Genomic DNA, 25677 nt, shown 5'->3' on the forward strand with positions numbered 1-25677 from the left:
GGCCCGGCACGGCGCGCCCGCCGCCGCACGCCGCGGCGCAGGCATGTTCCAGGACGCACGCCGCACCACGCACGGCCCACCACGGTGCGCCCGCCGCCGCACGCACGCCGCGGCAATCCACCGCACGCACACCAACGGGCCACGCCGAGTTCGGCGTGGCCCGTCCGGGCTCTCTGACATATGGCCGGAAGGATTCCCCCCGAGCGCCGGGCGTTCAGTTCGTCGGAGCCGCTTCGGCCGGTCCGCCGAACACGGTGTTGATCATCTTCTGCTGTGCCGCCTGGAATGCGGCCGCACCGGAGAGGTCGGCGTCGTCCACGTAGTTCAGCGAGCCGGTCAGGGTCTTGCTGCCGTCGGCCGTGCTGTACATCAGCGCGCCGTGACCGCCGTGGCCGCCGTTGTGGCTGATGACGGTGCCATCGCCGGTCTGCAGCACGAACACTCCCAGGCCGTAGTCCATGTTCGGGATGCCCGTCGGGTACGGCGTGACCATCTCGGCCCGCAGTTCGGCCGGGAGCAGCTTGCCGCCCGCCAGCGCCGAGATGAAGGTGTGCAGGTCCCGGGTGGTCGAGATCATGTCGCCGCCGCTCGAGATCCAGGACGGATTCGAACTGGTGACGTCGACCGTCTTCTCCTCGCCGCCGTCGGAGTACCGGTAGTAGGCGTGGGCGTGCGGCTCGGGGAGTTCCGACTGGGTGGTCGGCGCCACGGTGCCCGACAGTCCGAGGGGTCCCAGGATCAGCCGCTGCATCTCCTGGGCGTACGGACGACCGGTGACCTTCTCGATCAGCAGCCGGGCCAGCACGTAGTTGGTGTTGGAATAGCTCCAGCCCGTTCCCGGCTCGAACCGTGCGGGCTTGGACAGTGCCAGCCGCACCAGCTCCTCGGGCTGATAGGTCTTGAAGCGGTTCTCCACCCACTCTTTGCCCTGCCAGGCGATTCCCGGCACCATCGTGCCCTCGCCGAACGGGGTCCCCCCTTCGACCTTCCCCTCGAAGTACTCGCCGGTGTGGTTGAAGATACCGCTGGTGTGCTGCAACAGCATTCGCACCGTGATCCGCGGGTCGATCTCGAACTCGGGCAGGTAGTCGACCACCGCGACATCCAGCCCGATCTTGCCCTCGGCCACCAGTTGCAGCACCAGGGTCGCGGTGAAAGTCTTTGTGTTGCTGCCGATCCGGACGTGTCCGTCGATCGGCGGCGGCGCGGTCTCGCCGAGCTTGCTCACCCCGGCGCTGCCGACCCACTCGCCGCGCTCGTCGTGCACGCGCAGCGTCATCCCGGCGAAGCCGGACTCGACGATCTCCTCGATGGTCTGCTGCAGTTCCTGATATTCCGGTCCCGCAACGGAATTCGACGAGGCGGGCGCGAGGGCCGCGGTGATCTTGCGGGTCATCTCCGCCATGGTGGGGCTGGGATCCTGGTGGGCACGGGCGGACTCGACGGCGACGAGGACGGTGGTGCGGAAGTTCTCCGCCTCGGCCGGATCCTGTTCCAGCAGGCTCATCGCGGCGGTCAGGGCGGGCAGCACCTGATCGGCCAGCGCGGCGACGGACTTGCCCTTCAGGTCGATGTCCTTGGTCTTCTCGGCGAGCACATGCCCGACCAGACCGGTCGCGGAGGACAGCGCCACGGTGCCGTCGGTGGCGATCCGGTGCGGCTTGCCACCGGCCGCGGCCAGCAGCGAGACGGCGCCGTACGCGGCGGTCCGCAGGGTGGTCTTGTCCTGGGCGGTAAGGGTGATCGACATGAGCTGTACTCCTTCAGCGTGGCGAACTCGGTTGCTGTGAGTACTTTCGCCAGCCCCGCTGATACCGGCCTGATGCCGATCTGACACGCCCCCTGACACGTCGGCGACCGGCCACACGGGCCGAACAACCGTCTGGCGCAGTCGAAGCCGCATTCATGCCCCGGTGGTACTTGCGGATCAAACGTTCTCTCGCAGGCGCGAGTGGCGACGGCCGTAGGCGGCGTAGATCAGCAGGCCGAGCGCCAACCACACGGCGAACCTGATCCAGGTGAGCACCTCCAGGTTCAGCATCAGATACAGGCAGGCCAGGGCGGCCACGATCGGCAGCACCGGTGAGAACGGCACGGTGAACGGCCGCGGCAGATCCGGCCGCTTGCGCCGCAGCACCGGTACCGCCACGGCCACGATGATCATCGCGGACAGCGCGCCGATGCTCACCATGTCGGACAGCTCGGTGATCGGCACGAACGCGGCGAGCAGCGCGATCAATACCGCGCCGATGATCGTCACCCGATGCGGTGTGCCCCAGCGCGGATGCACCGTACCGAGCCGTTCCGGCAGCAGGCCGTCACGGCCCATGGCGAAGCCGATCCGGCCGATGGTCACCAGTTCCACCATCATCACCGAGGTCAGCCCGGTCACCGCCCCGAGCGAGATCAGCGCGCTGACCCAGTGCATGCCCACCGAGTCGAACGCGTCGGCCAGGGGCGCGCCCGCGTCGATGTCGGTGAACGGCACCATGCCGGTCAGCACCAGCGACACCGCGATGTACAGCACCGCGCAGATGCCGAGGGCGCCGAGAATTCCCACCCGCAGGTCCTTGCTCGGGTTCTTGGTTTCCTCGCCGAGGTTGGCCAGCGCCTCGAAGCCGGTGTACGCGAAGAACACGACGGCCGCGGCGGTGAGCACCCCGGCGATGCCGAATGCCGACTGCTCCAGGCCCAGCCCGGCCTCCACCACCGGCTGGTGCAGCACATCCGCGCCGTCGCCGACGGGCCGGGACGGCGGGATGAACGGCGTGAGGTTCGCTCCCTTCACGAAGAACACGCCGACCGCGACGATCAGCACGCACACCGCGACCTTGACCACCACCAGCACGTTGGTCACCCGCGCGGACTGCTTGATCCCGGCCACCGCGACGACCGTCAGCACGGCGATGATCAGCACCGCGCCGATGTTGATCGTGGCGTCCTCGCCGAACCACTGCGGCGGCAGGCCCAGCAGGTTCGCCAGATATCCCGACCAGCCGCGCGAAACCACCGCCGCGCCGAGCGCGAACTCCAGCAGCAGATCCCAGCCGATGATCCAGCCGAACACCTCGCCGAGCGTGGCCAGCGCGTAGGTGTAGGCACTGCCCGCGGTCGGCACGCTCGACGCCAGTTCGGCGTAGCAGAGCGCGGCGAGCCCCGCGACCACGGCGCCGATCACGAAGGACAATGTCACCGCGGGTCCGGCATGCGTCGTGGCCTCGACCCCGGCGAGCGTGAAGATTCCGGTGCCGATGATGATGCCGACCCCGAAACCGACCAGGTCACGGCCGCGCAGGCGACGTTTGAGGCCACCGGTTTCCTGCCGCCGGAACACCGTGTCGACATTCATGGTGCGGGTGATTCCCATCCAGGCACCGTAGAAGTTCCGGCCGCATCCCGCAGCGCTACCCCCGGATCGCCGGAAGGATCTGCCCATTCATCGCCTCTCGGCCGGGTGCCGATGGCGGACCGGCCGCTACCAACCGTTCCAATGGGTCAGCCGGTGGGCGGGCAGGCGGTTCGCCGGGCGGAAGTCGGTGCCCTGCGTGTAGGCGATCGGGAACAGTCCGCCCTGGCTGTAGTTGTCGAACGGGATGCCGAGCAGGTCGGCGGCCTGCCTTTCGCCGTCACCGGCGAGATGCAGTGTCGTCCAGGCCGACCCCAGTCCGCGGGAGCGCAGCGCCAGCATGAAACTCCACACCGCAGGCAACAGCGAACCCCAGAAACCCGCACTCGATCGGCCCGGCACGTTTTCCACACGGCCCTCGAGGCACGGGATCAACATGACCGGGACCTCGTGCAGGTGGTCATTGAGGTATCTGGCGGAGTCGCGCACGCGAGACACTCGCAGGTCGCGCTCGTCCCCGAACTCGGATCTCGGCGCGTCGAGGTAGGGCGTCGCGTAGGTCCGGTAGATGTCGGCCAGCGCCTTCTTCCGCTCGGCGTCGTCGACGAACACCCACTGCCACCCTTGGCTGTTCGAACCCGTCGGTGCCTGCAGCGCCAACTCGAGGCACTCCATCAACACCTCACGTGGCACCGGCTTCTCGAGGTCCAGCCGTTTACGCACCGAACGCGTGGTACCAAGGACTTCATCGACGGACAGGTTCAGTACATTCCCGACTGTCATTACCACTCCTATCCCGAGCCATTGCCGTCGTGGCAGGTTCCGGTTCTCCCGCTCGATGGTCCTACAGCCCGCCCGGCGGCCATCGCGCAGGCCCGCCGCCGCCCTCGGGCCAGGGTTCACGGTGAACTTCCGTTCACCGCTCGATGTCTGCCTGGAAGGATTGGAGGAGGTCGGCGGCGACGCTGACGGCGATCGTGGCGGGGTCCTTGCCCGTGATTTCGGGGAGGCCGATGGGGGTCTTGATGCGGGCGATGGTCGACTCGTCGTGGCCGCCCTCGGTGGAGAGGCGCTTGCGGAAGCGGGCCCACTTGGCGGACGAGCCGATGAGGCCGATCGAACCCACATCGGTTGTGCGCAAGGCGGCGTCGCACAGGGCGGCGTCCTCGGCGTGATCGTGGGTCATGATCAGGATGTGGGTGCCGGGCGGGAGCTCCGCGAGCACCTCCTCCGGCAGCAGCGGCGTGTGATGTACGTGCACCTGCGCCACCGCATCCGACAGCACGGCCAGGCGCTCCTCGGTGAGGACGTCCGGGCGGGTATCGATCAGGTGCAGGTCGAGATCCTGGCGCGACAGGACGCGGGCCAGCTCCAGTCCGACGTGCCCGATGCCGAAGATCGCCACGGCGGGCACCACGGGCAGTGGTTCCAGCAGGATCGAGACCGTGCCGCCGCAGCACTGCACGCCGTGCTGGTTGGTCACCTTGTCGTTGAGGGCGAAATCCATCAGCTCGGGCTCCGGCTTCGCGGCGGAGAGCAGCTCCCGCGCCCGGTCGATCGCCACGGCCTCGACATTGCCGCCGCCGATAGATCCCCACGTCTCGGTATGCCCCACAACGAGTTTCGCTCCGGGATTGCGCGGGGCATGGCCGCGCACGGTCGCGACGGTCACCAGCACGCCGGACTCCCGGCGTGCTCGCAACCGCGCGACCGCGGCGACCCAGGTCATGTCAGGCACCGCTCAATGCGCCTGTGCCGGTGCGGGTTCGGTCGTCGCCGTGGCCGTTGCCGGTTCCAGCTGCGGCATGTCCGTTGCCGGATCCGTCGGCGGCGTGCCCGTTCGCGGAGCTCGAATCGGCAACACCGTTGCGCGCCTGCCCGTTTCGGGACACATCGCCCCGGCGAGCGGCTTCGACGGCCCAGAACACCGCCTCCGGCGTCGCGGGCGAGGCCAGCTCCACGCTGACACCGCTCGGCCCGAACGCGGCGGCGGCCTGCCGCAACGCTTCTCGCACCGAGAACGCCAGCATCAGCGGCGGCTCGCCGACCGCCTTGGAGCCGTAGACCGCGCCCTCCTCGGTGGCGTTCTCGAGGAGCGTGACGTTGAACTCCCCGGGCATCTCCGAAAAGCTCGGCAGCTTATAGGTACTCGCGGCCTGGGTGAGGAACCGGCCGCGGTGCGGGCCGTCGCCGGTGTCCCACCGCAGATCCTCCAGCGTCAGCCAGCCCGCGCCCTGCACGAAACCGCCCTCCACCTGACCGATATCGATCAGCGGGGAGAGGGTGTCGCCGACGTCGTGCACGATGTCCACGCGCCGGATGCGGTAGGCGCCGGTGAAGCCGTCCACCTCGACCTCGGTCGCGGCGGCGCCGTAGGCGAAGTACTTGAACGGCGACCCCCGGAACGTCTTGGCGTCCCAGTGCAGCCCCTCGGTCCGGTAGTAACCGGACGCCGACAACTGGACCCGCTGGAAGTACGCGGTGCGCACCAGCTCGTCCCAGGCGAGTTCCTTGTCGCTGCCCAGCGCCCGCGCGACACCCTCGACGATGCGCACATCCGCGGCGTTCGCACCCAGCTGGGAGCCGGCCACCTGCAGCAGCCGCCCGCGCAACTGCTCGCAGGCGTTCTTGATGGCGCCGCCGTTGAGGTCCGCGCCGGCGCTGGCGGCGGTGGCGGAGGTGTTGGGCACCTTGTCCGTTCGCGTCGGAGCCAATCGCACCTTGTGCAGCGGGATGCCCAGAGTGGTGGCGGCCACCTGCATCATCTTGGTGTGCAGGCCCTGGCCCATCTCGGTGCCGCCGTGGTTGATCAGGACCGAGCCGTCCTTGTAGATCAGCACCAGCGCGCCGCCCTGGTTGAAGGCGGTGAGGTTGAACGAGATTCCGAACTTGATGCCGGTGATCGCCAGCGCCCGTTTGGTATTCGGGTGCGCGGCGTTGAAGGCCGCGATCTCGCGCTTGCGTTCGTCGATGTCGCCGTTGCCGCGAACCTGATCCCAGGTGACGGCGATCCGTTCGGGGTGGCCGACCGGCTGCCCGTACGGCGTGCACTGGCCCAGTCCGGGCCGGTAGAAGTTGCGCTCCCGCAGGTCCATCGGGTCCAGGCCCAGCAGCGGCGCGCACCGGCCCAGGATGTCCTCCATCACGAGCATGCCCTGCGGTCCGCCGAAGCCGCGGAAGGCGGTGTTGGAGACCGTATTGGTCTTGGCGATGCGGCCGTGGACGCGGGCGTTGGGAACCCAGTAGATGTTGTCGATGTGGCACAGCGCACGCGCCAGCACCGGCTCCGAAAGGTCAAGGCTCCAGCCACCATCCGCGGTCAGGGTCGCTTCCAGGGCCAGGATGCGGCCGTCGGCGTCGAAGCCGATCTTCCACGAGGAGTGGAAGCCGTGCCGCTTGCCGGACATGGTCAGATCCTGAGTCCGGTTGAGCCGCACCCGAACCGGGCGCCCGGTGAGCTTGGCGCCGAGCGCGGCGACCGCCGCGAACCCGTGCGGCTGCATCTCCTTGCCGCCGAAGCCGCCGCCCATCCGCAGGCACTGCACGGTGACCTCGTGGCTGGACACGCCGAGCACGTGCGCGGTGATTTCCTGTGTCTCCGAGGGATGCTGGGTGCTGCTCTGGATGAACACCTGCCCGGCCTCGTCGATCTGGGCGAGCGCCGCATGCGTCTCGAGATAGAAGTGCTCCTGCCCGGCGAAGGTGAACTCGCCGGTGAATACGTGCGCCGACTCGGCGAAGCCCGCCTCCACATCGCCGGTCACCATCACGGGCCGGGCGCCGTGAAAGCTCTCGGCCGCGATGGCCTCCTGCACGGTGATCAACGCGGGCCGCTCGTCGATGTCCACCTCGACGGCGGCGGCGCCTTCCCGGGCGGCCTCCAGCGTCTCGCCGAGCACCCAGGCGACCGCGTGGCCGTGGAACATGACCTCGTCCGGGAACAGCGGTTCGTCGTGCTTCATCCCGGCATCGTTGACGCCGGGCACGTCGGCGCCGGTGAGCACGCGCACCACACCCGGCACGGCCAGCGCCGGCTCGGTGCGCAGCGCAGTGATCGCGCCGTGCGCCTTCATCACCTGCACGGGGTAGGCGTGCAGCACGTCCTTGGTGCGGTACACCAGATCATCGGTATAGAGCGCGGCCCCGGTGACGTGCAGGGTGGCGCTCTCGTGCGGCATCGCAACGCCGACAACGGGTTTCTCGGGTCGCTCCGAAAGATGGCTCATGACTGCACCTCGCTGAATGCCTGATCGACACTTCTCCTCGTCACTCCGGCCCGCCCCCTCGTCATTCCGGCGTGTCTACTCGTCATTCCGACGTGCTTTTGGCTGGAATCCACTGCGCTGCGGGAGATCCCGGCCAAAAGCACGCCGGGATGACGGATGGAATGTCGTCTTGCGCCGGGTTGGCGGATGAAACGCTCGCTCATGACAGCACCGCCTCGGTGGTTTGGGCGTGTAGCTTCCGCAGGCTCTGGCCGAGCATGGCCGAGCGGTATTCGGAGCTGGCGCGGTGGTCGCTCATCGGCGTGCCCTCGGCCTGCAGCACGCGGGACGCGGCCTCCACCGTGTCCGTGGACCAGGGCTGGCCTTCCAGAGCCGCCTCGGTGTCGCGGGCGCGGATCGGTGTGGCGGCCACGCCGCCGAGCCCGATGCGGGCCTTGCGGACGATCCCATCCTCCAGATCGAATGCGAAAGCGACTGCGACACTGGATATATCGTCGAAACGCCGCTTGGCGATCTTGTGGAATGCCACGATCGGCGACAGCGGCCGCGGGATGCGCACCGCGCGGATCAGCTCGCCGGGTCGGCGCACGCTCTGCCGGTAGCCGGTGAAATAGTCGGCCAGCGGCACCTCGCGCTCGCCGTCAACCCCCGCGAGCACCACCGAGGCATCGAGCGCGAGCAGCACCGGCGGGCTGTCGCCGATGGGGGAGCCGGTGCCCAGGTTGCCGCCCAGGGTCGCGCCGTTGCGGATGAGCCGGGATGCGAACTGCGGGAACAACTCCGCGAGCAGCGGCACGCTGCCGTCGAGCCTGCGTTCGATCTCGGTGAGCGACAGCGCGGCCCCGATCTCGAGGCGATCCGAATCTACGCGCAGCTCCCGCAATTCGGGAAGGCGATCGATAGCGATCACGTAATCCGCCCGCCGCGCACGGATATTCACCTCCACACCCCAGTCGGTGCAGCCCGCGACGACCATCGCATCCGGTCGATCACGCAGCAGCTCCACCGCCTCGGCAAGCGTGCCCGGCCGCCGAAACGCACGGTCCCCCTGCGCGTAGTCGGTGGCGACGGCCTCGGGCGGCGACTGCCCGCGCCGCTGCGCCAAGGGATCGTCCTCCTCCGGCGCGCCGACGGCGAACGCCGCATCCCTGATCGGCCGATACCCGGTGCAGCGGCACAGATTCCCGCTCAACGCATGCAGATCGAACCCATTCGGCCCGTGCTCGGCATCGGAGTGGCCCGCTGCGGCCACTGCACCCGCTACGCTCGTTCCTCCTGCTGTACCCGCAGTGCCCGCTGCCCCTGCTGTACCCGCCGTGCCTGCGGCACCTGCCGTGCTTGCTGCACCTGTTGTGCCTGCGGCACCTGCCGTGCTTGCTGCACCCCTTGTACCTGTTGTACCCGCTGCCCCCGCAGCACCCTCTTGCTTCCCCGCCGCGCAGCGGTCGGGGCGGTAGTACTCGGCGGCCATGCTGCAGATGAATCCTGGTGTGCAGTAACCACATTGGGAGCCGCCGCGGACCGCCATCTCCTGCTGCACCGGGTGCAGAACCGGCGGCGTGCCGGGTGCGCCGGCGGTGGCGAGGCCCTCGGAGGTGACGATCTCCTGGCCGTCGAGCGAGGCGACCGGCACCAGGCAGGCGTTGATCGCGACCCAGTCGGTGGGCTGCTGCACGCCCGGGCGCGCGACCAGAACCGAACACGCGCCGCATTCGCCCTCGGCACAGCCTTCCTTGCTTCCGGTGAGCCCTCGCTCCCGGAGGAAATCCAGCACCGTTGTGTGGGGTGCGGCCGGGGAAATCGGTGCGACTTTCCCATTGACCGTGATCCGCGCCGCTACCATGGCACATCCTCATTTCGGTGCGCGGTCGATACGATAATCCTAGTCGCCATTTCAAGAGCTTTCTATTTTCGGTGGCGCGGCCCGTGAACCCGGAGCGCAAATCGGCACGCAATGACGTGCGGCGGGCGGTGCCAGAGATCGGAAAATGCCCGGGACGCACGCGGGCACGCCGGGAAGAAGGCTGCTCAGAAGCCGTGGGCTACACGACCCGGAACCCATGCGGTCCGGTGAGCGAGGCGACGCAGGTCGGAGATCGTCGGCATCCGACTTCGCCTCCTTCCAGCTAAACGAGTCGGTGTGACCGAAACTACGTCCCCGCGGGCCGCCCGGTCAAGCTGCCGCGGGAGGACCGGACACAGTTTGGAGGAATCTCCGACGGGCCGCCCGGGAAACGTCATTCGGATCGGTTTATCGCACAGCGGGATATGGCGGCAATGTTTCTCGCGGTAAACAAATCGTTGCGACCGGCCGCGGTTTTCCGACTCTTGTCAAAGTCTACGAAAAGCCGCTATCGGTGCGCCGGTGTCTTCATGCCTTCCATCCCTAGCTGACTGCGGGCGATCGGCTGTGTACTCCTCACACAGAAGTTGCGACAAGTCAGGGATGAGTGCCGTGGTCCGCACGGGCAGAGCATCCGCCCACCGCATCCGAGAAGGAGTGACCGTGACCGCGCACACCCGAGAAGTGGACATCCAGGAGCTGGAGCGCGCCTGGATGGACGAGGCGATCAAGGTAGCCACCAACAGCGTGGCGAACGGCGGCGGTCCGTTCGGGTCGCTGGTCGCCAGGGGCGGCGAGATCGTCGCGATCGGGCACAACCAGGTCACCGCGAACCTGGATCCGACGGCGCACGGCGAGGTGAGCGCGATGCGCGCCGCCTGCCAGGAGCTGGGCACCTTCTCGCTCGAGGGCTGCGTCCTGATCACCTCGTGCGAACCGTGCCCCATGTGCCTGTCCTCGGCGCTGTGGGCACGGGTCGACCGGATCCTCTATTCCGCCGATCGCCACGACGCCGCGGTCGCCGGTTTCGACGACCGCAAGTTCTATGAGCTGTTCGAGAAGAAGGACCACTCGATGTGGCCACTGCGGATCGAGCAGCTGGACCTGCCCAACCGCACCGCGCCCTTCGACGCGTGGCTGGCCAAATCCGACCGCATCGACTACTGAAGCCGGATGCACCGGCGGTGGCCCGCTCCACGCGAGCGGGCCGAGATCGGTGTTATCGGGTCCCGTTCGCGTGCAGGTAGAGGTCGCGCAGCAGGCTGACCTCGGACAGGTGGTGGATCAGCTCGCGGTTGATGTGCAGCACCAGGTCGGCGACGGGGAGGTCGGGGTAGGGCTCCTTGTCGCCGATCGGGGTCCGTAGCGCGGCGTCGCTGAGGCCGCGCACTCCGGTCGTCCAGATATCCAGTTGCGTTTCGAGCTGGTCGAGGGCGGTGGCGGCGTCGCCCGCGTACTCCCATTTCTCGTACGAGGCAGCGGGGGCGCCGAAGTGCGCGGCATTGCGCGCGGCCAGCACGCCGACGATCACGTGGCCGAGGCGCCAGGCGATGGTGGTGAAGGGTGCCGGATCCGGCGGCGGGAAGCCGTAGTCGATCGTGAAGTCCCCGGCACCGGCCTGCACGGGCGCCGTCGACGTGCCGCGCGGCCGCACGTTCCAGGCGTCGGGCACCGGCGACCAGAAGTATTCGTCGTCGGTGAGACCCGCGAGGCGGTCCCGGATCTGATGATTCCAGTGGAACTCCCACTGTTCGCGCAGTGTCCGGTTCCAGTCGAAGTGTTCTGCATCCATGCCCTCACCCTGACATTCCAAGCGGACAGGATCGGTCCGCTATCTCGGGCCGCCATGGTTGCTCGTCGGACCTGACCCGGGTGCTGCTATCGGCATGACCGCCTCGCGAAGCTCGGCGGTGGCCTCGGCCATGAGCTGGGCGAGGGTGGTGTCCGGCTCGGCCAGCCAGCGGGGCATTGCGCGCCGGTGGATCGCCAGCACCACGTCGATGAGGAAGCGTGCCTTGCCGGGCTCGACGCCGCGGCGCTCGATCGCCGGCACCAGTGCGTCGGCTATGTCGGCGAGCTTGATCAGGTCGCGTTCGGCCAGTGCCGGGTTGGCGGCGATCACTCTGCCCCGACGCAGCAGGAACTCGCGCGGGCGGAAGGTCTCCTCGGCGCTTCCCAGCGCGGTCAGCAGCGCCTCGATCGGCGTGAGGCCCGGGTCGGCCGCCTCGACCTGTGCGACGAGGTGGGCCTCGAGCTCGTCGCCCGCGAAGAGGACTTCCCGCTTGTCGGGGAAGTAGCGGTAGAACGAGCGCTCCTTCAGACCGGCGGCGCCCGCGATCTGCGCGACCGAGGTGCGCTCGAATCCCTGCGACTCGAACAGCTCGAGCGCCGCGCGCTCGAGCCGGCCCTGTGCGTCGGATTCCCATCTCGGCATACGCATCACCTTACGACAACAGCATCTGTTGTCACGATGCTAAGGTTAATGACAACAGATGCTGTCATCACATGAGAGGGCGCCATGAGGGCACTGCAATTCGACCGGTTCGATTCCCCGGACGCGATCGTGCTCCGCGACGTCCCGCAGCCGGAGCCGGGACCCGGCCAGCTCCGGATCGCCGTGCGGGCATGCGGCCTGACGCCGGCCGACTGGCACCTCGTCGACGGTCTCCTCGCCGACCATCTGCCGCCGCTGCCGCGCGGGCTCGGACTCGAGGTCGCGGGCACCGTCGACGCACTCGGTGAGGGTGTCGACGGTGTCCAGCTCGGCGACCGCGTATTCGGCCCGGCCACCTTCGACGGTCCGACGGCCGGTGCTGCCGAGTACGCATTGATGCCCGCCTGGGCGCGTATCCCCGACGGCGTCACCGACGAGCAGGCCGCCGCGCTGCCGATGGCGGCCGAGACGGCGTGGCGCGCACTCGACGACCTCGGCGTCCGGCCGGGTGAGCTGCTGCTCGTCCACGGCGCGGGCAGCACAGTGGGCGAAGCGGCGGTGCGTTTCGCGCTGCACCGGGGTATCCGGGTGATAGCCACCGCCGGGCCGACCAGGGCGGCAGCGCTGGAAGAGATCGGTGCCCAGGTGACCGCTTACGGCGACGGCATGACCGAACGCATCGGGGCGCTGTCCGGGGGCGCCGTCGACCGCGCCCTGGACACCGCGCCGACCGGCGGCCGGATCGACCGCGCCGATCAGCCCAGCCCGGCCGGGGGCGCACTACCGACCTTGGTCGAACTGACCGGTGACCCCGACCGTGTCCTCACCGTCTCGGACTTCGCCGCCGCGGCCGACCTGGGCGTCCGGATCACCACCGAGATCCGCTACGACCGGATGGACGAGTTCGCCCGGCTCGCCGGCGAAGGCATTCTGGTCGTACCGGTCGCCGGGACCTACACGCTCGAGCAAGTCCAGAAAGCGGCCGAACTGAGCCGATCCCGCCACCCCGGCGGCAAGCTCGTACTCGTTCTGTGAGGCATAGACGCCCCGCCAGCTTGGGGTAGGCGAGGCGGAACTCGGGCGAGGGAGCTGCGGGCGACAGCCTGTTCACTTCGGCTACCGTCGGTGGTCCTGCGACTGGCAACGTGGTGGTGTCGATCTGTTGGCAAACGACAGCTCGCGGTTGCGAGCCCTGCACGGTTGCGCCGGGAGCAAGGCCACGGGGGCTACGAGGTCGGGGTAGGGGCCGGGCTCGTGCCGAAGACGAAGCCGCGCAGTGCGAGGAAGCGCATGCCGCCGATCGATGCCATGACGGCCAGTGCGGCGCCCGCCTGCGCGAACTCGCCGAGCCCGGGTGCCCAGAAGTCGAGACCGGCCAGCGCGGCCGTGCTGACCAGGAGGCCGATCAGCGCCAGTCCGCCGCCTTCCCACTGCGCGGTGAACCAGCCGACCCGCCCGGCCGCCCGGAAGGTGAGCCGCCGGTGCAGCTCGTTCGCGATCACCGTGCTGACGATCGACCCGGCGACGTTGGCGACCAGCGGACCGGTCTCACTCATCGCCGTGAACAGCAGGACATAGGCGATATTGCTGGCCCCGCCCACCAGCGCGAAGCGAATCAGCTGGGCGAGAGCATGATCGCCCCGCAGAAACCGCCCCACGCGGCTGAGCAACCCCGTGCGCCGCAACCATTCTGCGCGACCCAACCATTCCGCGCGGACCACAGGGTAGGCGCTGGCTTTGACGGCCCGATCGAAGCCTTCGAGGACCATGCTGTCCCCGAACCCGTTCCGCAGTCCCGAAGCGGCAAGCGCAGTGCTGTTCACACCGCCTACTGTCGCGAGCCCACCTGATACCGCCCTGACGCCGATCTGACATCCCCGCTGACACAACGTAAGGCCTGGTCACAGCCCCCTCTTCGCTGCTCCCGCGGGCCCGCCCGAACCGGCGTCGACGAGGCGGCCGCCGCATTCATTGCCTTCGAGGAAGTGGCTCCGGCCGCCGATGCTGCCTCGAATATCGTCGCCTCACAACGAATTCGACGTCGAGTAGCAGAAGAACAATGACCGGATGGTTGATCGATCTCGCACTCGGGCTGGCCGCAGCCCTCCTGCTGGCCTGGCTGGCTCTCGTGGCGATGCTACTGATCCTCCGCCCGCGCGGCGGATTGCTGCAGGAAGCGCTGCGCATCCTGCCCGACACACTCCGGCTGATCCGCCGCCTCGCCGCCGACCCCAACCTGCCACGCGCGGTCCGGATCCGGCTCTGGCTCCTGCTGGCCTACCTGGCCGTCCCCTTGGACCTCATCCCCGACTTCATCCCCGTCCTCGGCTACGCCGACGACGCCATCATCGTCACCGCTGCACTCCGAAGCGTCGTCCACCACGCCGGAATCGAACCTGTCCGTCACCACTGGCCCGGCACCGACGACGGCTTCACCGCACTCACCCGCCTCACCGGGCTGAACAAAGACCGAAACAGCTGATCTCCAACCCAACAGCCGGACTCGACCGGGCCAATCTCCGCCGGAGCCTCCGAGCCCGACCGTGCAGTCCTTAGCGCCGAGGAGATCGCGGCGGATGTGTCCCGCTTCCGTGAGCGACTGACAGCGCGCTGGCCCTCGTGCCAGGACTACCTTGCCAGGATCGCCTGGCCCGCGATTCACTTCACGGTCACCAACTGCGAGAAGTCCTTCCTTGAGGATGTCGAGGTGAAGGGATAGCCAGCCCTCTGAGTACATCACGTGAAAATCGGCATGTGCGTGCACTGAAACTGCCCGAGTTCACCTCGGGCCGTTGATCTTCTGCACGGTGCTGCCGACCCACGCCGGACCGCGCGGGTCGCGGCATTTCCGGACATTCTGCGAGAATCACCTCTTCGACCGTGAATAGCCGGGACGGAGATGGCGTTAAGGAGTGCAGATGGCAGACATGACCATGACCTGGGAGCTCGCTGGTACAGGCTGGGTTCGTGTTCACGTCTCCGACGAGGGCAACGAGGCTAAAGCTATCGCTTCGTACCTCACCGAAGCGCCGGAAGACATGCTCAACGCTGTGGCCAGTCTCCGGAGCGGGGACGCCACTGCCCAAGTGTTTTTCGAAGCCGAGCCCAACGCCTAGATCTGGCTGTTCGACCGCACGGACTCAAACGTAGGTATCCGTTTGGTGGGACGGGCCTACAGCGATGACCCGAACTCCGCCGAGACACAGTTGTGGTCCACCACCCAGACGCTGGACCATCTCACGTACACGGTGATCGGAGCGTTCGAGGAAGTAGCACGGCACCACGGCGACGACGGCTATTCGAAGAAATGGTGTAGGCCCTTCCCACATGCCGAACTTCAGGCGCTTGTCGAGGCACAATCCAGGGCGAGGCGTGACTGGGAAGACCGACGATCTCTTTCGGGCCGGCGCGTCGATCGAGGCCATAATCGGCATGAGCGCACACTGAAACGGCCCGAGTTCACCTCAGGCCGTTGGTCTTCCGTGAGGACTCCAGGCCGCGCCGGAACGCGCGGTCGCGGCAATAGCGGATGTTGTAAGTTGCAACGCGTCCGCTTGCTGTCATTGGGCCTTTGTCGGCGTCGGCGTTCCCAGATGGCCCGCGCGACGTCGGGCCTGAAGGGGCACTGCCGCAGCCATCAGCGTTCGCTTCCCCGAGTACAAGCGTGGCGGCAACGAAATCGGTTGACGGCGAACCCAATCCCCCCGCCGACGGCGACCGTATCCCGCATGGACGACCGCTACTGCGCAGGCGCGAGGGAACCAGCGGGTCAACGCCGAACGGCATCCGGGCCTGTCGGGGCCTGCGCTCGATGTCGGTGATTCCGGTTACGCTGGCACCAAAGGTGAGTCAGGAGAACAACTGTGGGGAACTTGCACGAGCCGGGCCGTCCGGAGGATCTGCCGGACGCGGAGCTGCTGTGGAAGCGGTGGGCAGGGGTCGCGATCGCGACCTTCGATCGGGAGGAGCAGGACGTGCCGTCCCAGCATCGTGCGGGTCATTGGATCGATGATGAGGGCCTGCATTGGGACGATCGCGGGGGCACCTGGTGGGTGATGAAGTGGTTCGGTGGCGGTCGCGCCCTGCTCGTCGGCGAGGACGAGTCGAGCAAGGTCAAGTTTCACGAGAACCCCATCGATCTGCTGGCCGGTGCGCCGGAGTGGGTACCTGGCAACTACCTACGTAATTTGATCGACACGGCCATGGTCGGCTGCGTCTACTGGTTCGACGAGGGTGCCTGGCATCGCGCGCCCTATCCGGACGATCTCACCGACGACGGACTCGACTCCGGTATCTCGGCGTTGACCACGCGCGCCGACGCGGTAGAGAAGATTACCGATTGGCTGATGTTCGGCGCAGAGGACGCGGGCGTAGCGGACCTGTGTGACCAACTGGTCGACGCCGGCGAGCGGGGCACGGTGACCGAGAGCGTGCTGCGAAATTTCGCCACGGAAATGACGAGGTTGCAGGAGCAGTACTACCCTGCCGACGAGTACGAAGACGACGAAGGCTTTCAACCGAAGACAAGTGCCGACATCGCCACGATGTTCGTACTGGCGCGCCGCGCCGGACTCGACACTCCGTCATGGACCGGCACTCTCGGCGTCACGGACTGATACAAACGGTCGTTTCCACGACTACCACACCGGCCCGCCGATGAGGTTTCGTCTGCGGAGACGTCAGTACCGGCATGACGACACACACGCTCGAAAACGCCGGCGCGACGCTCAACTACGACCTCCATGGGCCACTGCCGACCGCCGACGGCCGACCGCCGCTGATGATGATCGGCCTGCCGATGGATGCCAGCGGTTTCACCGCGCTCGCTTCGCATTTCCCCGACCGCACGGTCATCACATACGACCCGCGCGGACTCGGACGCAGCCCCCGCACCGACGGCGAGGTCGACAACGTCCCCGCCGTCCACGCCGAGGACGTGCACGCCCTCATCGAGGCCCTCGACGCCGGCCCGGTTGAAATCTTCGCTAGCAGCGGGGGGCCATCGTCGCGCTCACACTCGTGACCGCGCACCCTGATGACGTAACCGTATTGGTGGCACATGAACCGCCGCTGCTGTCCGCCCTTCCTGATGCCGCGGCGGCCCAACGCGCAGCGGACGGGTACCGAGACGCCTATGCGTCGAAGGGCTTCGGCGCGGGGATGGCCTTCATCGCGATGACATCCTGGGAGGGCGAGTTCACCGACGACTATTTCGCCGCGCCCGCTGCCGATCCCGCGGCGTTCGGGTTGCCGACCGAGGACGACGGTTCCCCCGACGACCCACTCCTGTCGAAGCGTTCCCGGCCCGTTGTCAACTACCGCCCCGACATCGAAGCTCTCACCGCGGCACCGACCCGCATCGTTCTTGGCTACGGCGAGGAGTCGACAGGCACCGTCACCGCCCGCACCACTATGGCGATCGCCGCCCGGCTCGGCCACAAACCGGTCCTGTTCCCCAGCCATCACGGCGGCTTCACCGGCCCCGAATCCGGCTACCCAGGCCAACCTGAGGCTTTCGCCCATGTCCTGCACGAAACTCTCGACACAGTCAGCTGATCACCCATCCGCGCGAAGCCCGGGCCACGACTCCTGCCCACCCAGGCCGCCAACGTCTTCGGGATCTGCAACCGCAAGGAGACATCCATACTCAGCCCCAATCAACGCGCGCCTTGCGGCTACTTAAGAGTGGTGTCAGGACCGGGTCCCGGCCATGACAGGGCGTCGGAGTCACCACCCCTCGTAGGGATCGCCCCATTTCACCCTGATGTCAGCATCGGGCGCTACAGCCGAGACGCACTTCTGAAAAGTTCGTTCGAACTCCGAACACCAGAGGTCTATCTGACTGACCGTAAAGGGATGTTGCGATTCACCACCCACCATCCAACCCCAGTCGTTGAGAACGCTCCAACCCATGGCCACGTCATCACGGAGCCCCTACTCGCGAAGCAGTTCATCAATTGATGCCATGACGGACTTCGCCTGATCCTCATCGACCAACCGTCTTACCAGGAAAGCGAGCTCGATATTTTCCGACACGCGGCAAACCCTAGCTGCACCCCATGACAGACCGTACCTGCGAGCCGTCACACGATCATCGGCATGTGCGAGTGTTGAGTCCTCATGTGCCCGAGGCCATGTAAGCAGCAAGGACGTAGTTCGGGTGGCGGTCGAGGTTGGTGCGAGCACGGTCGCAGCGCATCGTGGTCCGCGGGTCAGCATGCCGGGCGGCGATCTGAACATCACGCAAATCGACACCGGTTTGGACGGCCGACCAACGCGCGCCTCGCGGCAGAAGAGGACGTTCGGCTGCCACGGGACCAGCGCTGACAATGACCAGCCCGGCGAACTCTCATCGCGAGGCCGCCCACGACCTACTTCGTGGCCTTGTTGAGAACGCCACTGACGTAGAGCACGCCGCCCATGCGCAGGTCGTCATCCGTGATGGCCGGGAGGTCGTTGGCGGCGAACAGGTCTCGGTTGCTGGTTCCGTTCAGCGTCCAGCCGTGGCCGGTCAGGTAGGGAGCCGCTTCGTTGCGCTCACCGAAATACCGCAGGCTCGCGTGGTCGAGATCAAAACCGTGCGCACGCCAGCGTTCGGAGATGCGGTGCAGGCCTTCCTTCGTCTTGTCTTCGTCGCCAGGTCGAGGGTTGGGCCTGCTCTCGGTGGCCACCCGGCTTCCTGGTGCGCTGAGTTCGGTGATGGTGTCCAGCAATCGGTCCTGCGCCTCGGGCGGCAGGTAGCCCAGCAGTCCTTCGGCGCTCCACGCGGTCGGCTGGGCCGGGTCGAACCCGGCCGCGTGCAGTGCGGTGTACCACTCGTCGCGCAGGTCGATCGCGACCACTCGCCGGTCGGCGGTGGGCACGGCGCCCAGCTCGGCCAGTGTGCGGGTCTTGAATTCGATCACCTGCGGCCGATCGACCTCGTACACCACGGTCCCGGTCGGCCAGTGCAGCCGGTAGGCGCGGGAATCCAGCCCCGAGGCCAGAATCACCACCTGCGTGATGCCCCCGTTCGTCGCATCGAGGAAGAACTCGTCGTAGAACTTTGTACGTACCTTGGCTCCGTCGATCACCACCTGCCCGACCAGGTCGCCGGGGTCGGCTTCACCGGCCGCGAGCCGGGTGAGGATGTCTGTGCCGACCGCACGGACAAGTGGTTCGGCGAACGGGTCGTCGATGAGCGGGCGCTCCGTGCGTGCCGCTATCGCCCGCGCCACCGCGGCCAGGGTGGCGGTCGCGCCGACACTGGACGCCAGGTCCCAGGTGTCTCCGTCCTGCCTGGTAGAAGTCATGCGCCGTCCCGCCTTTCAGTCGATTTGGATCGTGTCCGGTTGATCAGCGGACCCTACCGGGCACCCTTGTCCGTTTAACTAAAGTGAGAGCGGTGACCGCTCGTTTGCCTCGCAACCCGCGTTCCGACGCCCAGGACAACCACGACCGCATCCTCGACGCGGCCCACGCGGTGTTCGTCGCCGATGGCCTTGACGTGCCGATCCGGGAGATCGCTCGACGTGCCGAGGTCGGACCCGCGACCGTCTACCGCCATTTCCCGACCAAGGAGCGGTTGGTCGCCGGCGTGTTCACCGAACAGCTGCGTGCATGGCGATCCAGCATCGATGAAGGGCTCGCCAACCCTGATCCCTGGAACGGCTTCTGCGTCGCGGTCGAAAAGCTCTGTCAGCTGCAAGCACGCGACCGTGGCTTCACCGCGGCCGTCAAGTCCACCTTCCCGCACGCGATGGACTTCGCTGCACTTCGCACTTCCTCGCCGACCGCCGCGGCCGAACTGATCCACCGCGCCAAGGAAGCCGGCCGCCTGCGCCCCGACATCGTCCTGGACGACCTCACCCTCATGATCATGGCCAACAACGGCATCCACGCGCGTACATCAACCGCACGACTCGCGGGCTCCCGGCGGTTCGCCGCACTCATGATCCGATCCTTCCAAGCCTCACCGCTACCGTCAGCGCCTCAACCGCCTACCGCGGAGCATCTCAGCGCGAGCGCGTCACGAAAGTGTGCCTGATCCAAGATCGGCCCGGAGTTGACAGTGCTCCCGTCATCCCGGCGTGCTGGGCTCTTCGTCGTCCGGGTGTGCTGTGCCTCCCGGCGTGCTGTGCCGCTTGTTTCCCGGCATGCTTTTGGCCGGGATCCGCACCGGACGGGCCGGGTCAGCCATAGCTCTCGGCCGAATGCTGGGACTGCCGTTGTGTTCTCAGTGCAAGCGTTTGGCTCGCAGAACGGTGTCGTGGGTGTGATGTGAGGCGGAGGTAGTTCGTTTGCGGGTTTCGTTGATTTGGATCGACCAGTTGTTGTCGAGGAGGTCGGCGATGTCCGAGGGCTGGTAGTAGTCGGCGAGATCGATGCCGTGGGTGTCCTCGGGAGTCAGTCCGGCGAGGTCGTGGCCGACGAACAGGAAGGTGCCCGCCGGGGTGACGGCGTCGAGCAGGCCGCGCAGGGCGGCGTGGTCGGGTAGGCGGCGCAGCGGGAAGTAGTGGGCGGACACGAGATCGAACGCGTCGGCCGGGGGCGGCGTGACGTTCAGGTCTGCCCGTGCCCATGCGATGCGGCCGGAGCGGTCCGCCGCCGCGGCGCGCTGTAGTGCGGTGGATGCGATGTCGACGGCGGTGACCTGCCAGCCGCACTCGGCGAGCCACACCGCGTCCGCGCCTTCGCCGCATCCCACGTCGAGCGCCTGACCCGGCGGCACTCCGGCGATCTCGGTGACGAGCACTCCGTTCGGGTTGCCGCTGAAAAGCCGGCCACGGCTGCGGTACCGGGTGTCCCAGAAGTCGGCGTCCATGGGCATCTCCTCGTCGTGGGGTCGAGCCACCACTGTGGCCGCATCCATGACAAAGCGACAAAGAACTTTGCCGAATGAGCAAACTCGTCGGCATAGTGAGGGCATGAGCGAGCGCAGGGTGGATGCAGCCGAGTTATCGCTCGTGGTGGAGCCGAGCGTCGGCGAGGCGGAGGCATGAGCAAGCGCAGCGAGCGGACGGTGGATGCAGCCGAGTTATCGCTCGTGGTGGAGCCGAGCGTCAGCGAGGCGGAGGCATGAGCGATGAGTTCGATGCAGTGCTGGCCGCGGTCGGGCCTCGTCTGCGCGACTTTCGCCGCCGCGGCGCGATCACGCTGACCGCGCTGTCGGAGCGGACCGGGATTCCGGTCAGCACGCTGTCGCGGCTCGAGTCCGGACAGCGCAAGCCCAGCCTGGACATGCTGCTGCAGCTGGCCAAGGCCCATCGGGTGCCGATCGACGAACTCGTCGGCGCCCCGGCTACCGGCGATCCCCGGGTGTATCCGCAGCCGTTCACCCGCAACGGCATGACCGTCGTCCCGCTGACCCGCAATCCCGGCGGGCTGCAGGTGTTCAAGCAGATCGTGCCCGCGGGCCCGGCCGATCTCGTTCCCGATCCCCGTTCGCACGAGGGCTACCACTGGCTCTACGTCCTCAACGGCCGCCTCCGCGTCGTCCTCGGCGACCAGGATCTCGTGCTGGCGGCGGGTGAGGTCGCCGAATTCGACACGCACCTCCCACACTGGTTCGGCAACGCCGACACCCGCCCCGTCGAGTTCCTGAGCATCCTCGGCCCCCAGGGCGAGCGCTTCCACATCCGAGCCCGTTACCGCCCCGAATGACGTGACCGCTGCGCATCGAGCGAAATCCGTTGATGATCGGCAATCGAGGTAGTTACGCTGGGCCGTTCGAAAGTCGGTGAGGGGCGGAATGGACGAGGACAGGTTCGAGGCCGTCGCCCGGACGCTTCGGGCGTCGCAGGCGGGCGGCACGCGGCCCGTGGAGCTGGCCCGGATGGCCAAAGACGAACTCGGGGAAGACTTTCGGGCCATCAACGTCGTCAAGGTGTTCCGGGATGCCTTCGAGATCCCGCTGCCTGTCCTGAAATCCGCAACCTGCTGGCAAGGATTCGCATTGGCGCCCGACGACACCGCGTTGTCGGACGACGAGTTCGACCGGTTGCTGGAGCCGTGGCTGGGCCCGGAACGGTGACGGCGGTCCGGTGGCTGTAGGTTCGGAACGGGTCGTCCTTGTCGCCGGGTGAGCAGCGGAAGCCAATTAGCATGGCGCCCATGAGCGACGAGTGCGTGTTCTGCGGCATCCTGTCCGGCAGTCTTCCCAGCGTGAGGATCGCGGAAGACGACCAGACGTACGCGTTCATGGATATCAACCCCGCTACGGACGGTCACCTGCTCGTCATTCCCAAACGGCACAGTCGAGACCTGCTGGACATCCCGGCCGACGATCTGACAGCGGTAACCCTTGCGGCGCAACGGATTGCCGGATTCGTGGTCAGCGAGCTCGGGGCCGATGGGGTGAACCTGCTCAACTGCTGTGGCGCCGACGCGTGGCAGACGGTTTTTCACTTCCACCTGCACGTGATTCCGCGGTACATCGATACATCCAAGGATCGGCTGGTACTGCCTTGGCAGCCGGGCATTCGAGGCGAGATGAACACGATCGCGTCTCTGGGTGAGCGGCTCGCCGCGGCATGCGCGGGTATGGACTGATATCGGCGGCCGGGTAATAGTTTCGAGGCCGAGTGGGGGCGCTCAGATCCAGCGGTTGTATTCGGGGCGGGCCAGTTCGCACCAGAGGATGGTGCGGCCGCGGTTGGTGTGTTGGCCGCAGCGGACGCTGATGTTCTCGATGCGTGGGCTGATGAGGTTGCCGGATTCGGTTGTGATGTGGGCGTTTTCGGGGGAGTCGTGGAGTTCGACGATGAGGCGGGTGGCGGAGGCCGCGCGGAGGCGGAGGGTCATGCGGGTGGGGTAGGGGAGCTGCCGGGTCTCGATGACGGCGACGAAGGCCTTGGTGAGGTCGTGCACCGCGCGGTCGGCGTCGACCATGACGTCGGCCCAGAGCCAGCGGGTGAGGGTGTTGCGGAGGAACATTCCCGCGATGGGGATGGCAGTCCACTGCGCCGACAGGTCGATGCGATCCGTCCCGGCGCCCGGCAGGGTGCCCGGCGGCGGGAGGCCCCGGCTGCTTCCGGCCCGAGTGGCTATGTGTGTGGCGACTTTCGTGAGTTGTCTTGCCAGGAACGTCATTTCGCCATCGCTGAGCGCCAGGGTCACCGCGTCGAGATCGGTGCCCGCACAGGCTCCGACCCTGCGGATCTCATCGAGCAGGTCGGTGTCGCGGGCCGGGTCGCTCATATCCTGCTCCTGCTCGATCGAGTCTTGTTGTGAATACGGGTATCCGAACGTCGCGCGAGTCTCGCGGGCGGCATAGGCATGGTCAGTCCTTCTGCCCCAACATCTTTCGAAACCGCCTCGGATCGAATCCATGGGCAGTTGTGGAATATTCGGTGCGGGGCATAGCTATTGCGGGGTCAACCACGAGAACCTCCGAAAACTGTACGGCTGCGCTATTTTGGTTTACCCGGCGATCGAGGACGTGTTTCATGAATCCATGCCACCCCTGTGGGATGGCAACGGAGCCAGGAAGTTTGGTCGACCCGATCGCCGGGCACATGGCCAGTAAACACCGAATTGCGTTATGATCGAAGTGCTCCGGGGAGTTTCCAGGGAAGAAAAATCACTCCGAATAGTCTGACCTGTTCCATCCAGTCTGACATGGCGCTGAGCCAAGCTAACGAAAGGCGGGTGGCCGTCTCGTGCCGACCGAATCGAACAACACGACATTGCCGCGCCGCGTGCTCGGTCGACGCCTGCGCGAGATGCGAGAGGCGCGGCAGCTGAGCCGCGCCCGCGCCGCCCAGCAGTGCGAGATGGGCTCGCAAACGTTGTGGCGCTTGGAGTCCGGACGCAGCAGTGAGGTCAAGAAGATGGTCGTCAATGCCCTGTGCGATCTGTACGGGGCTGATGATGAGGAGCGTCGCGTGCTGTTGTGGTTGGCGCAGGAGTCGCGGAAAGAAGGGTGGTGGCAGTCTTATACCGATGCGATCATCCCTGAATTCGAAATGTACGTCGGGCTCGAACAAGCTGCCTGCCACATAGTCTCCTGGCAGTCGACAACGTTGCCGGGTCTCCTGCAGACACCTGACTATCGTCGCGCTATGTGGAGGGTGTCCGCCGTACTGGGTGGGTCCGTTGATATCGACCGCGAAATCGACCTCATCGCGAAGCGTCAAACCCGCCTTCAGGATACCGGTCACTTCACATTCGATGTACTGCTGAGTGAATGTGTGGTGCGGCAACGCATTGGCAGTGATGAAGTCATGGTGCGCCAGCTGGAGAGGCTGATCGAGGTCGGATCTTTGCCGAACATATCGATTCGGATAGTACCTTTCAGCGCGCCGAACCACCTCGGATTGATAACGAAAGACTTTGTGTACATGGAGTTTCCGGGTCAGTTGAACCCGGCGCTCAATGAGTCGCCGGTGGTCTACGTGGAGGGCTTCACCGGCGCGCTGTACCTGGACAAGGTGGAAGAGGTTGACCAGTATCGAGCGGGCTGTGCCGACATCCAGAGGGTAGCGTTGAGCGAACAGGACAGTTTGAGTCTTGTTCGGGCGATTGTGGAGGAGTACGAGGCGTGAACGTTGACCTGTCCGGTGCTCAATGGTTCAAGAGCACCCGTAGCGCCAGCGGCAAGGACTGTGTCGAGGTTGCGCATTTGGACGGCGGCATGGTTGGCGTTCGGGACTCCAAGAACCCGACCGGACCGGCGCTCGTCTATGACGCCGCCGAGTGGGATGCGTTCACTCGAGGGCTTGCGAACGGTCAATTCGACCTTCGCTGAAGTGTTTTGGGGTTGCCTCGGGTCAGTGTTCGGTGATTGCCGCGCGGACCGCGGGCACGACTTCGTCCGTCCAGAGGCGCAGGGATGTCTCGTCGTGGCTGGCGCCGGGGCGGATCAGGTAGTTGAACCCGGTAGCGCCGCCTTCGAGTACGGCGAAGGTGAGCTCGTCCACCCACTGGTCCACGCCGCCGCCGACCCAGCGGCCCTCGGCGTCGCGGGTCTGCGCCGACGGCCTCGGATCCCGGGTGATGGACCCCGCCACCAGGTAGACGGTGCCGATGTCGGTCGGCTTTCGCCCCGCCGAAACCGCCGCTTCCTCGATGACAGGTCGTGCCGAGGCCACCAGTGTGCTTCGCCAGTCGGCGGCGTGGGGCGGGATCCAGCCGTCCGCGTGGCGTCCGGTGACGGCGAGACCCTTCGGGCCGCCCACGCCGACCCAGATCGGCGGCGTGGGTGACGGGGTCGGCATCAGGTCGGTGACCTGGTAGAACTCGCCGTCGAAGGTGACCGGCTCGCCGCCGTCGGTGAGCGCTCGCACGACGATGATCGCCTCCTCCAGGGCGCGAATGCGCGCACCGGGCGAGAGGCGGGGGATACCGAGCGGGTCGACTTCCGCCGGTGCCCCGTTCGCTCCGAGTACGAGGATGGTCCGGTCGCCGGAGTGCGCGGACAGTCCGGCGATGGTCCGGGCGAGCATGGGCGCGGGGCGGCTGAACAGGTTCGTGCAGATCACCCCGCCGCTGATCGTGCGGGTTGCGCCCAGCACGAACCCCAGCGTGGCGTACGCGTCGACACGATCGGCGGCAGTGGGGTGGTCGCTGAGGCTGAAGAAGTCGAGACCGGCCTGGTCGGCGTTGCGGGCGTGCCGGTGCATGTCCTGCACCTGGTGATATCCGTTCTCCAGCCCGAGGCCGAACAGGACTTCGCGGTGGTGACTGGTGGACATTGGTTCTCCTCCGGAATAGAGGTCGAATCGGTGCCGGGTGCTCACACGTCCGACCATAGAACAGCGTTCGTAACGAACATTGTTCGTGACGAACAGAGTACGCTTGGGCAGAGTCGATCACCAGACCGGCCGCTGTTCGCCACGTCACGCACAGG

The 25677-nt window shown here is 67.0% G+C and carries 26 protein-coding genes; 13 read left to right on the forward strand and 13 right to left on the reverse strand.

Translation table 11 applies throughout. From position 1 onward, the window contains the following. Positions 1-214 precede the first annotated feature (214 nt). The 6 genes from NM1_RS19350 to NM1_RS41300 form a co-directional block, all read right to left on the reverse strand. Positions 215-1750 carry a serine hydrolase domain-containing protein gene (locus NM1_RS19350; RefSeq protein ID WP_246011391.1) on the reverse strand — a complete coding sequence of 512 codons (1536 nt, stop codon included), beginning with the start codon at positions 1748-1750 and terminating at the stop codon, positions 215-217. 177 nt (positions 1751-1927) lie between these two features. Next, positions 1928-3367 carry an amino acid permease gene (locus NM1_RS19355; RefSeq protein WP_068021514.1) on the reverse strand — a complete coding sequence of 480 codons (1440 nt, stop codon included), beginning with the start codon at positions 3365-3367 and terminating at the stop codon, positions 1928-1930. Positions 3368-3475: 108 nt separating this feature from the next. After that, the gene (locus NM1_RS19360; protein ID WP_068021516.1) at positions 3476-4129 is read right to left on the reverse strand and encodes a nitroreductase family protein; all 654 of its coding nucleotides are present in this window, start codon (positions 4127-4129) and stop codon (positions 3476-3478) included. Between the two features lie 133 nt (positions 4130-4262). Continuing rightward, entirely contained in the window at positions 4263-5075 is an 813-nt protein-coding gene (xdhC, locus tag NM1_RS19365) for a xanthine dehydrogenase accessory protein XdhC (protein WP_114699616.1), read from the reverse strand. Between the two features lies 1 nt (position 5076). Continuing rightward, positions 5077-7572, reverse strand: a complete 2496-nt coding sequence (gene xdhB / locus NM1_RS19370) for a xanthine dehydrogenase molybdopterin binding subunit (RefSeq protein ID WP_068021520.1) — start codon at positions 7570-7572, stop codon at positions 5077-5079. A gap of 199 nt (positions 7573-7771) precedes the next feature. Then, positions 7772-9415: a xanthine dehydrogenase small subunit gene (locus NM1_RS41300; RefSeq protein WP_084519790.1), complete on the reverse strand. Its 1644-nt coding sequence runs from the start codon at positions 9413-9415 to the stop codon at positions 7772-7774. A 663-nt stretch (positions 9416-10078) separates the two neighbouring features. Between NM1_RS41300 and NM1_RS19380 the strand changes: the two genes are divergently transcribed. Beyond that, positions 10079-10582 (forward strand): nucleoside deaminase, encoded by a 504-nt coding sequence (locus NM1_RS19380; protein WP_068021630.1) that lies wholly within the window; start codon positions 10079-10081, stop codon positions 10580-10582. Positions 10583-10634: 52 nt separating this feature from the next. Here NM1_RS19380 and NM1_RS19385 read toward each other — a convergent pair whose 3' ends face one another. After that, complete coding sequence (locus NM1_RS19385; RefSeq protein WP_068021522.1) at positions 10635-11207, reverse strand: DinB family protein; 573 nt, start codon at positions 11205-11207, stop codon at positions 10635-10637. 39 nt (positions 11208-11246) lie between these two features. Beyond that, positions 11247-11849: a TetR/AcrR family transcriptional regulator gene (locus NM1_RS19390; RefSeq protein ID WP_068021524.1), complete on the reverse strand. Its 603-nt coding sequence runs from the start codon at positions 11847-11849 to the stop codon at positions 11247-11249. 84 nt (positions 11850-11933) lie between these two features. Between NM1_RS19390 and NM1_RS19395 the strand changes: the two genes are divergently transcribed. Beyond that, positions 11934-12884 (forward strand): NADP-dependent oxidoreductase, encoded by a 951-nt coding sequence (locus NM1_RS19395; protein WP_068021526.1) that lies wholly within the window; start codon positions 11934-11936, stop codon positions 12882-12884. A 191-nt stretch (positions 12885-13075) separates the two neighbouring features. Here the strand turns inward: NM1_RS19395 and NM1_RS19400 are convergent, their stop codons facing one another. Then, the gene (locus NM1_RS19400; RefSeq protein WP_307719321.1) at positions 13076-13672 is read right to left on the reverse strand and encodes a GtrA family protein; all 597 of its coding nucleotides are present in this window, start codon (positions 13670-13672) and stop codon (positions 13076-13078) included. Positions 13673-13908: 236 nt separating this feature from the next. Between NM1_RS19400 and NM1_RS19405 the strand changes: the two genes are divergently transcribed. From NM1_RS19405 to NM1_RS44520, 5 genes are all read left to right on the forward strand, one after another. Continuing rightward, positions 13909-14331 carry a YkvA family protein gene (locus NM1_RS19405; RefSeq protein WP_068021528.1) on the forward strand — a complete coding sequence of 141 codons (423 nt, stop codon included), beginning with the start codon at positions 13909-13911 and terminating at the stop codon, positions 14329-14331. Between the two features lie 436 nt (positions 14332-14767). Continuing rightward, entirely contained in the window at positions 14768-14965 is a 198-nt protein-coding gene (locus NM1_RS19410; protein WP_147289009.1) for a hypothetical protein, read from the forward strand. Positions 14966-15712: 747 nt separating this feature from the next. Then, complete coding sequence (locus NM1_RS19415) at positions 15713-16465, forward strand: hypothetical protein (protein WP_068021533.1); 753 nt, start codon at positions 15713-15715, stop codon at positions 16463-16465. 74 nt (positions 16466-16539) lie between these two features. Next, positions 16540-16872: an alpha/beta fold hydrolase gene (locus NM1_RS44515; protein ID WP_307719322.1), complete on the forward strand. Its 333-nt coding sequence runs from the start codon at positions 16540-16542 to the stop codon at positions 16870-16872. Between the two features lie 29 nt (positions 16873-16901). After that, positions 16902-17405: a hypothetical protein gene (locus NM1_RS44520; RefSeq protein WP_307719323.1), complete on the forward strand. Its 504-nt coding sequence runs from the start codon at positions 16902-16904 to the stop codon at positions 17403-17405. Between the two features lie 815 nt (positions 17406-18220). Here the strand turns inward: NM1_RS44520 and NM1_RS19425 are convergent. Continuing rightward, the gene (locus NM1_RS19425) at positions 18221-19141 is read right to left on the reverse strand and encodes an SAM-dependent methyltransferase (RefSeq protein WP_068021535.1); all 921 of its coding nucleotides are present in this window, start codon (positions 19139-19141) and stop codon (positions 18221-18223) included. A 92-nt stretch (positions 19142-19233) separates the two neighbouring features. Here NM1_RS19425 and NM1_RS19430 point away from each other — a divergent pair, with 92 nt between their 5' ends. Beyond that, the gene (locus NM1_RS19430) at positions 19234-19875 is read left to right on the forward strand and encodes a TetR/AcrR family transcriptional regulator (protein WP_174556891.1); all 642 of its coding nucleotides are present in this window, start codon (positions 19234-19236) and stop codon (positions 19873-19875) included. Between the two features lie 189 nt (positions 19876-20064). On the opposite strand, the gene NM1_RS19435 is transcribed toward NM1_RS19430, so the two are convergent. Next, a complete protein-coding gene (locus NM1_RS19435) occupies positions 20065-20685 on the reverse strand; it encodes a class I SAM-dependent methyltransferase (RefSeq protein ID WP_246011390.1) in 621 nt (206 codons plus the stop codon). 221 nt (positions 20686-20906) lie between these two features. Between NM1_RS19435 and NM1_RS19440 the strand changes: the two genes are divergently transcribed. The 3 genes from NM1_RS19440 to NM1_RS19450 all read left to right on the forward strand — a co-directional run bounded on the left by NM1_RS19440 (position 20907) and on the right by NM1_RS19450 (position 22379). Further along, the gene (locus NM1_RS19440; RefSeq protein ID WP_068021541.1) at positions 20907-21491 is read left to right on the forward strand and encodes a helix-turn-helix domain-containing protein; all 585 of its coding nucleotides are present in this window, start codon (positions 20907-20909) and stop codon (positions 21489-21491) included. Between the two features lie 88 nt (positions 21492-21579). Beyond that, entirely contained in the window at positions 21580-21861 is a 282-nt protein-coding gene (locus NM1_RS19445; protein ID WP_068021543.1) for a hypothetical protein, read from the forward strand. A gap of 80 nt (positions 21862-21941) precedes the next feature. Beyond that, the gene (locus NM1_RS19450) at positions 21942-22379 is read left to right on the forward strand and encodes an HIT family protein (protein ID WP_068021635.1); all 438 of its coding nucleotides are present in this window, start codon (positions 21942-21944) and stop codon (positions 22377-22379) included. Positions 22380-22421: 42 nt separating this feature from the next. On the opposite strand, the gene NM1_RS19455 is transcribed toward NM1_RS19450, so the two are convergent. Next, a complete protein-coding gene (locus tag NM1_RS19455) occupies positions 22422-23027 on the reverse strand; it encodes a hypothetical protein (RefSeq protein ID WP_068021545.1) in 606 nt (201 codons plus the stop codon). Positions 23028-23488: 461 nt separating this feature from the next. Here NM1_RS19455 and NM1_RS19460 point away from each other — a divergent pair, with 461 nt between their 5' ends. After that, entirely contained in the window at positions 23489-24373 is an 885-nt protein-coding gene (locus NM1_RS19460; protein WP_068021547.1) for a helix-turn-helix domain-containing protein, read from the forward strand. Continuing rightward, positions 24370-24576 (forward strand): DUF397 domain-containing protein, encoded by a 207-nt coding sequence (locus tag NM1_RS19465; RefSeq protein ID WP_068021549.1) that lies wholly within the window; start codon positions 24370-24372, stop codon positions 24574-24576. Before NM1_RS19460 ends, NM1_RS19465 begins: the two co-directional genes overlap by 4 nt. A gap of 22 nt (positions 24577-24598) precedes the next feature. On the opposite strand, the gene NM1_RS19470 is transcribed toward NM1_RS19465, so the two are convergent. Continuing rightward, the gene (locus NM1_RS19470; protein ID WP_068021551.1) at positions 24599-25522 is read right to left on the reverse strand and encodes an LLM class flavin-dependent oxidoreductase; all 924 of its coding nucleotides are present in this window, start codon (positions 25520-25522) and stop codon (positions 24599-24601) included. Between the last annotated feature and the right edge of the window lie 155 nt (positions 25523-25677).

This window comes from Nocardia mexicana NBRC 108244, assembly GCF_001613165.1.
In the GTDB taxonomy this organism is placed as follows: Bacteria; Actinomycetota; Actinomycetes; order Mycobacteriales; family Mycobacteriaceae; genus Nocardia; species Nocardia mexicana.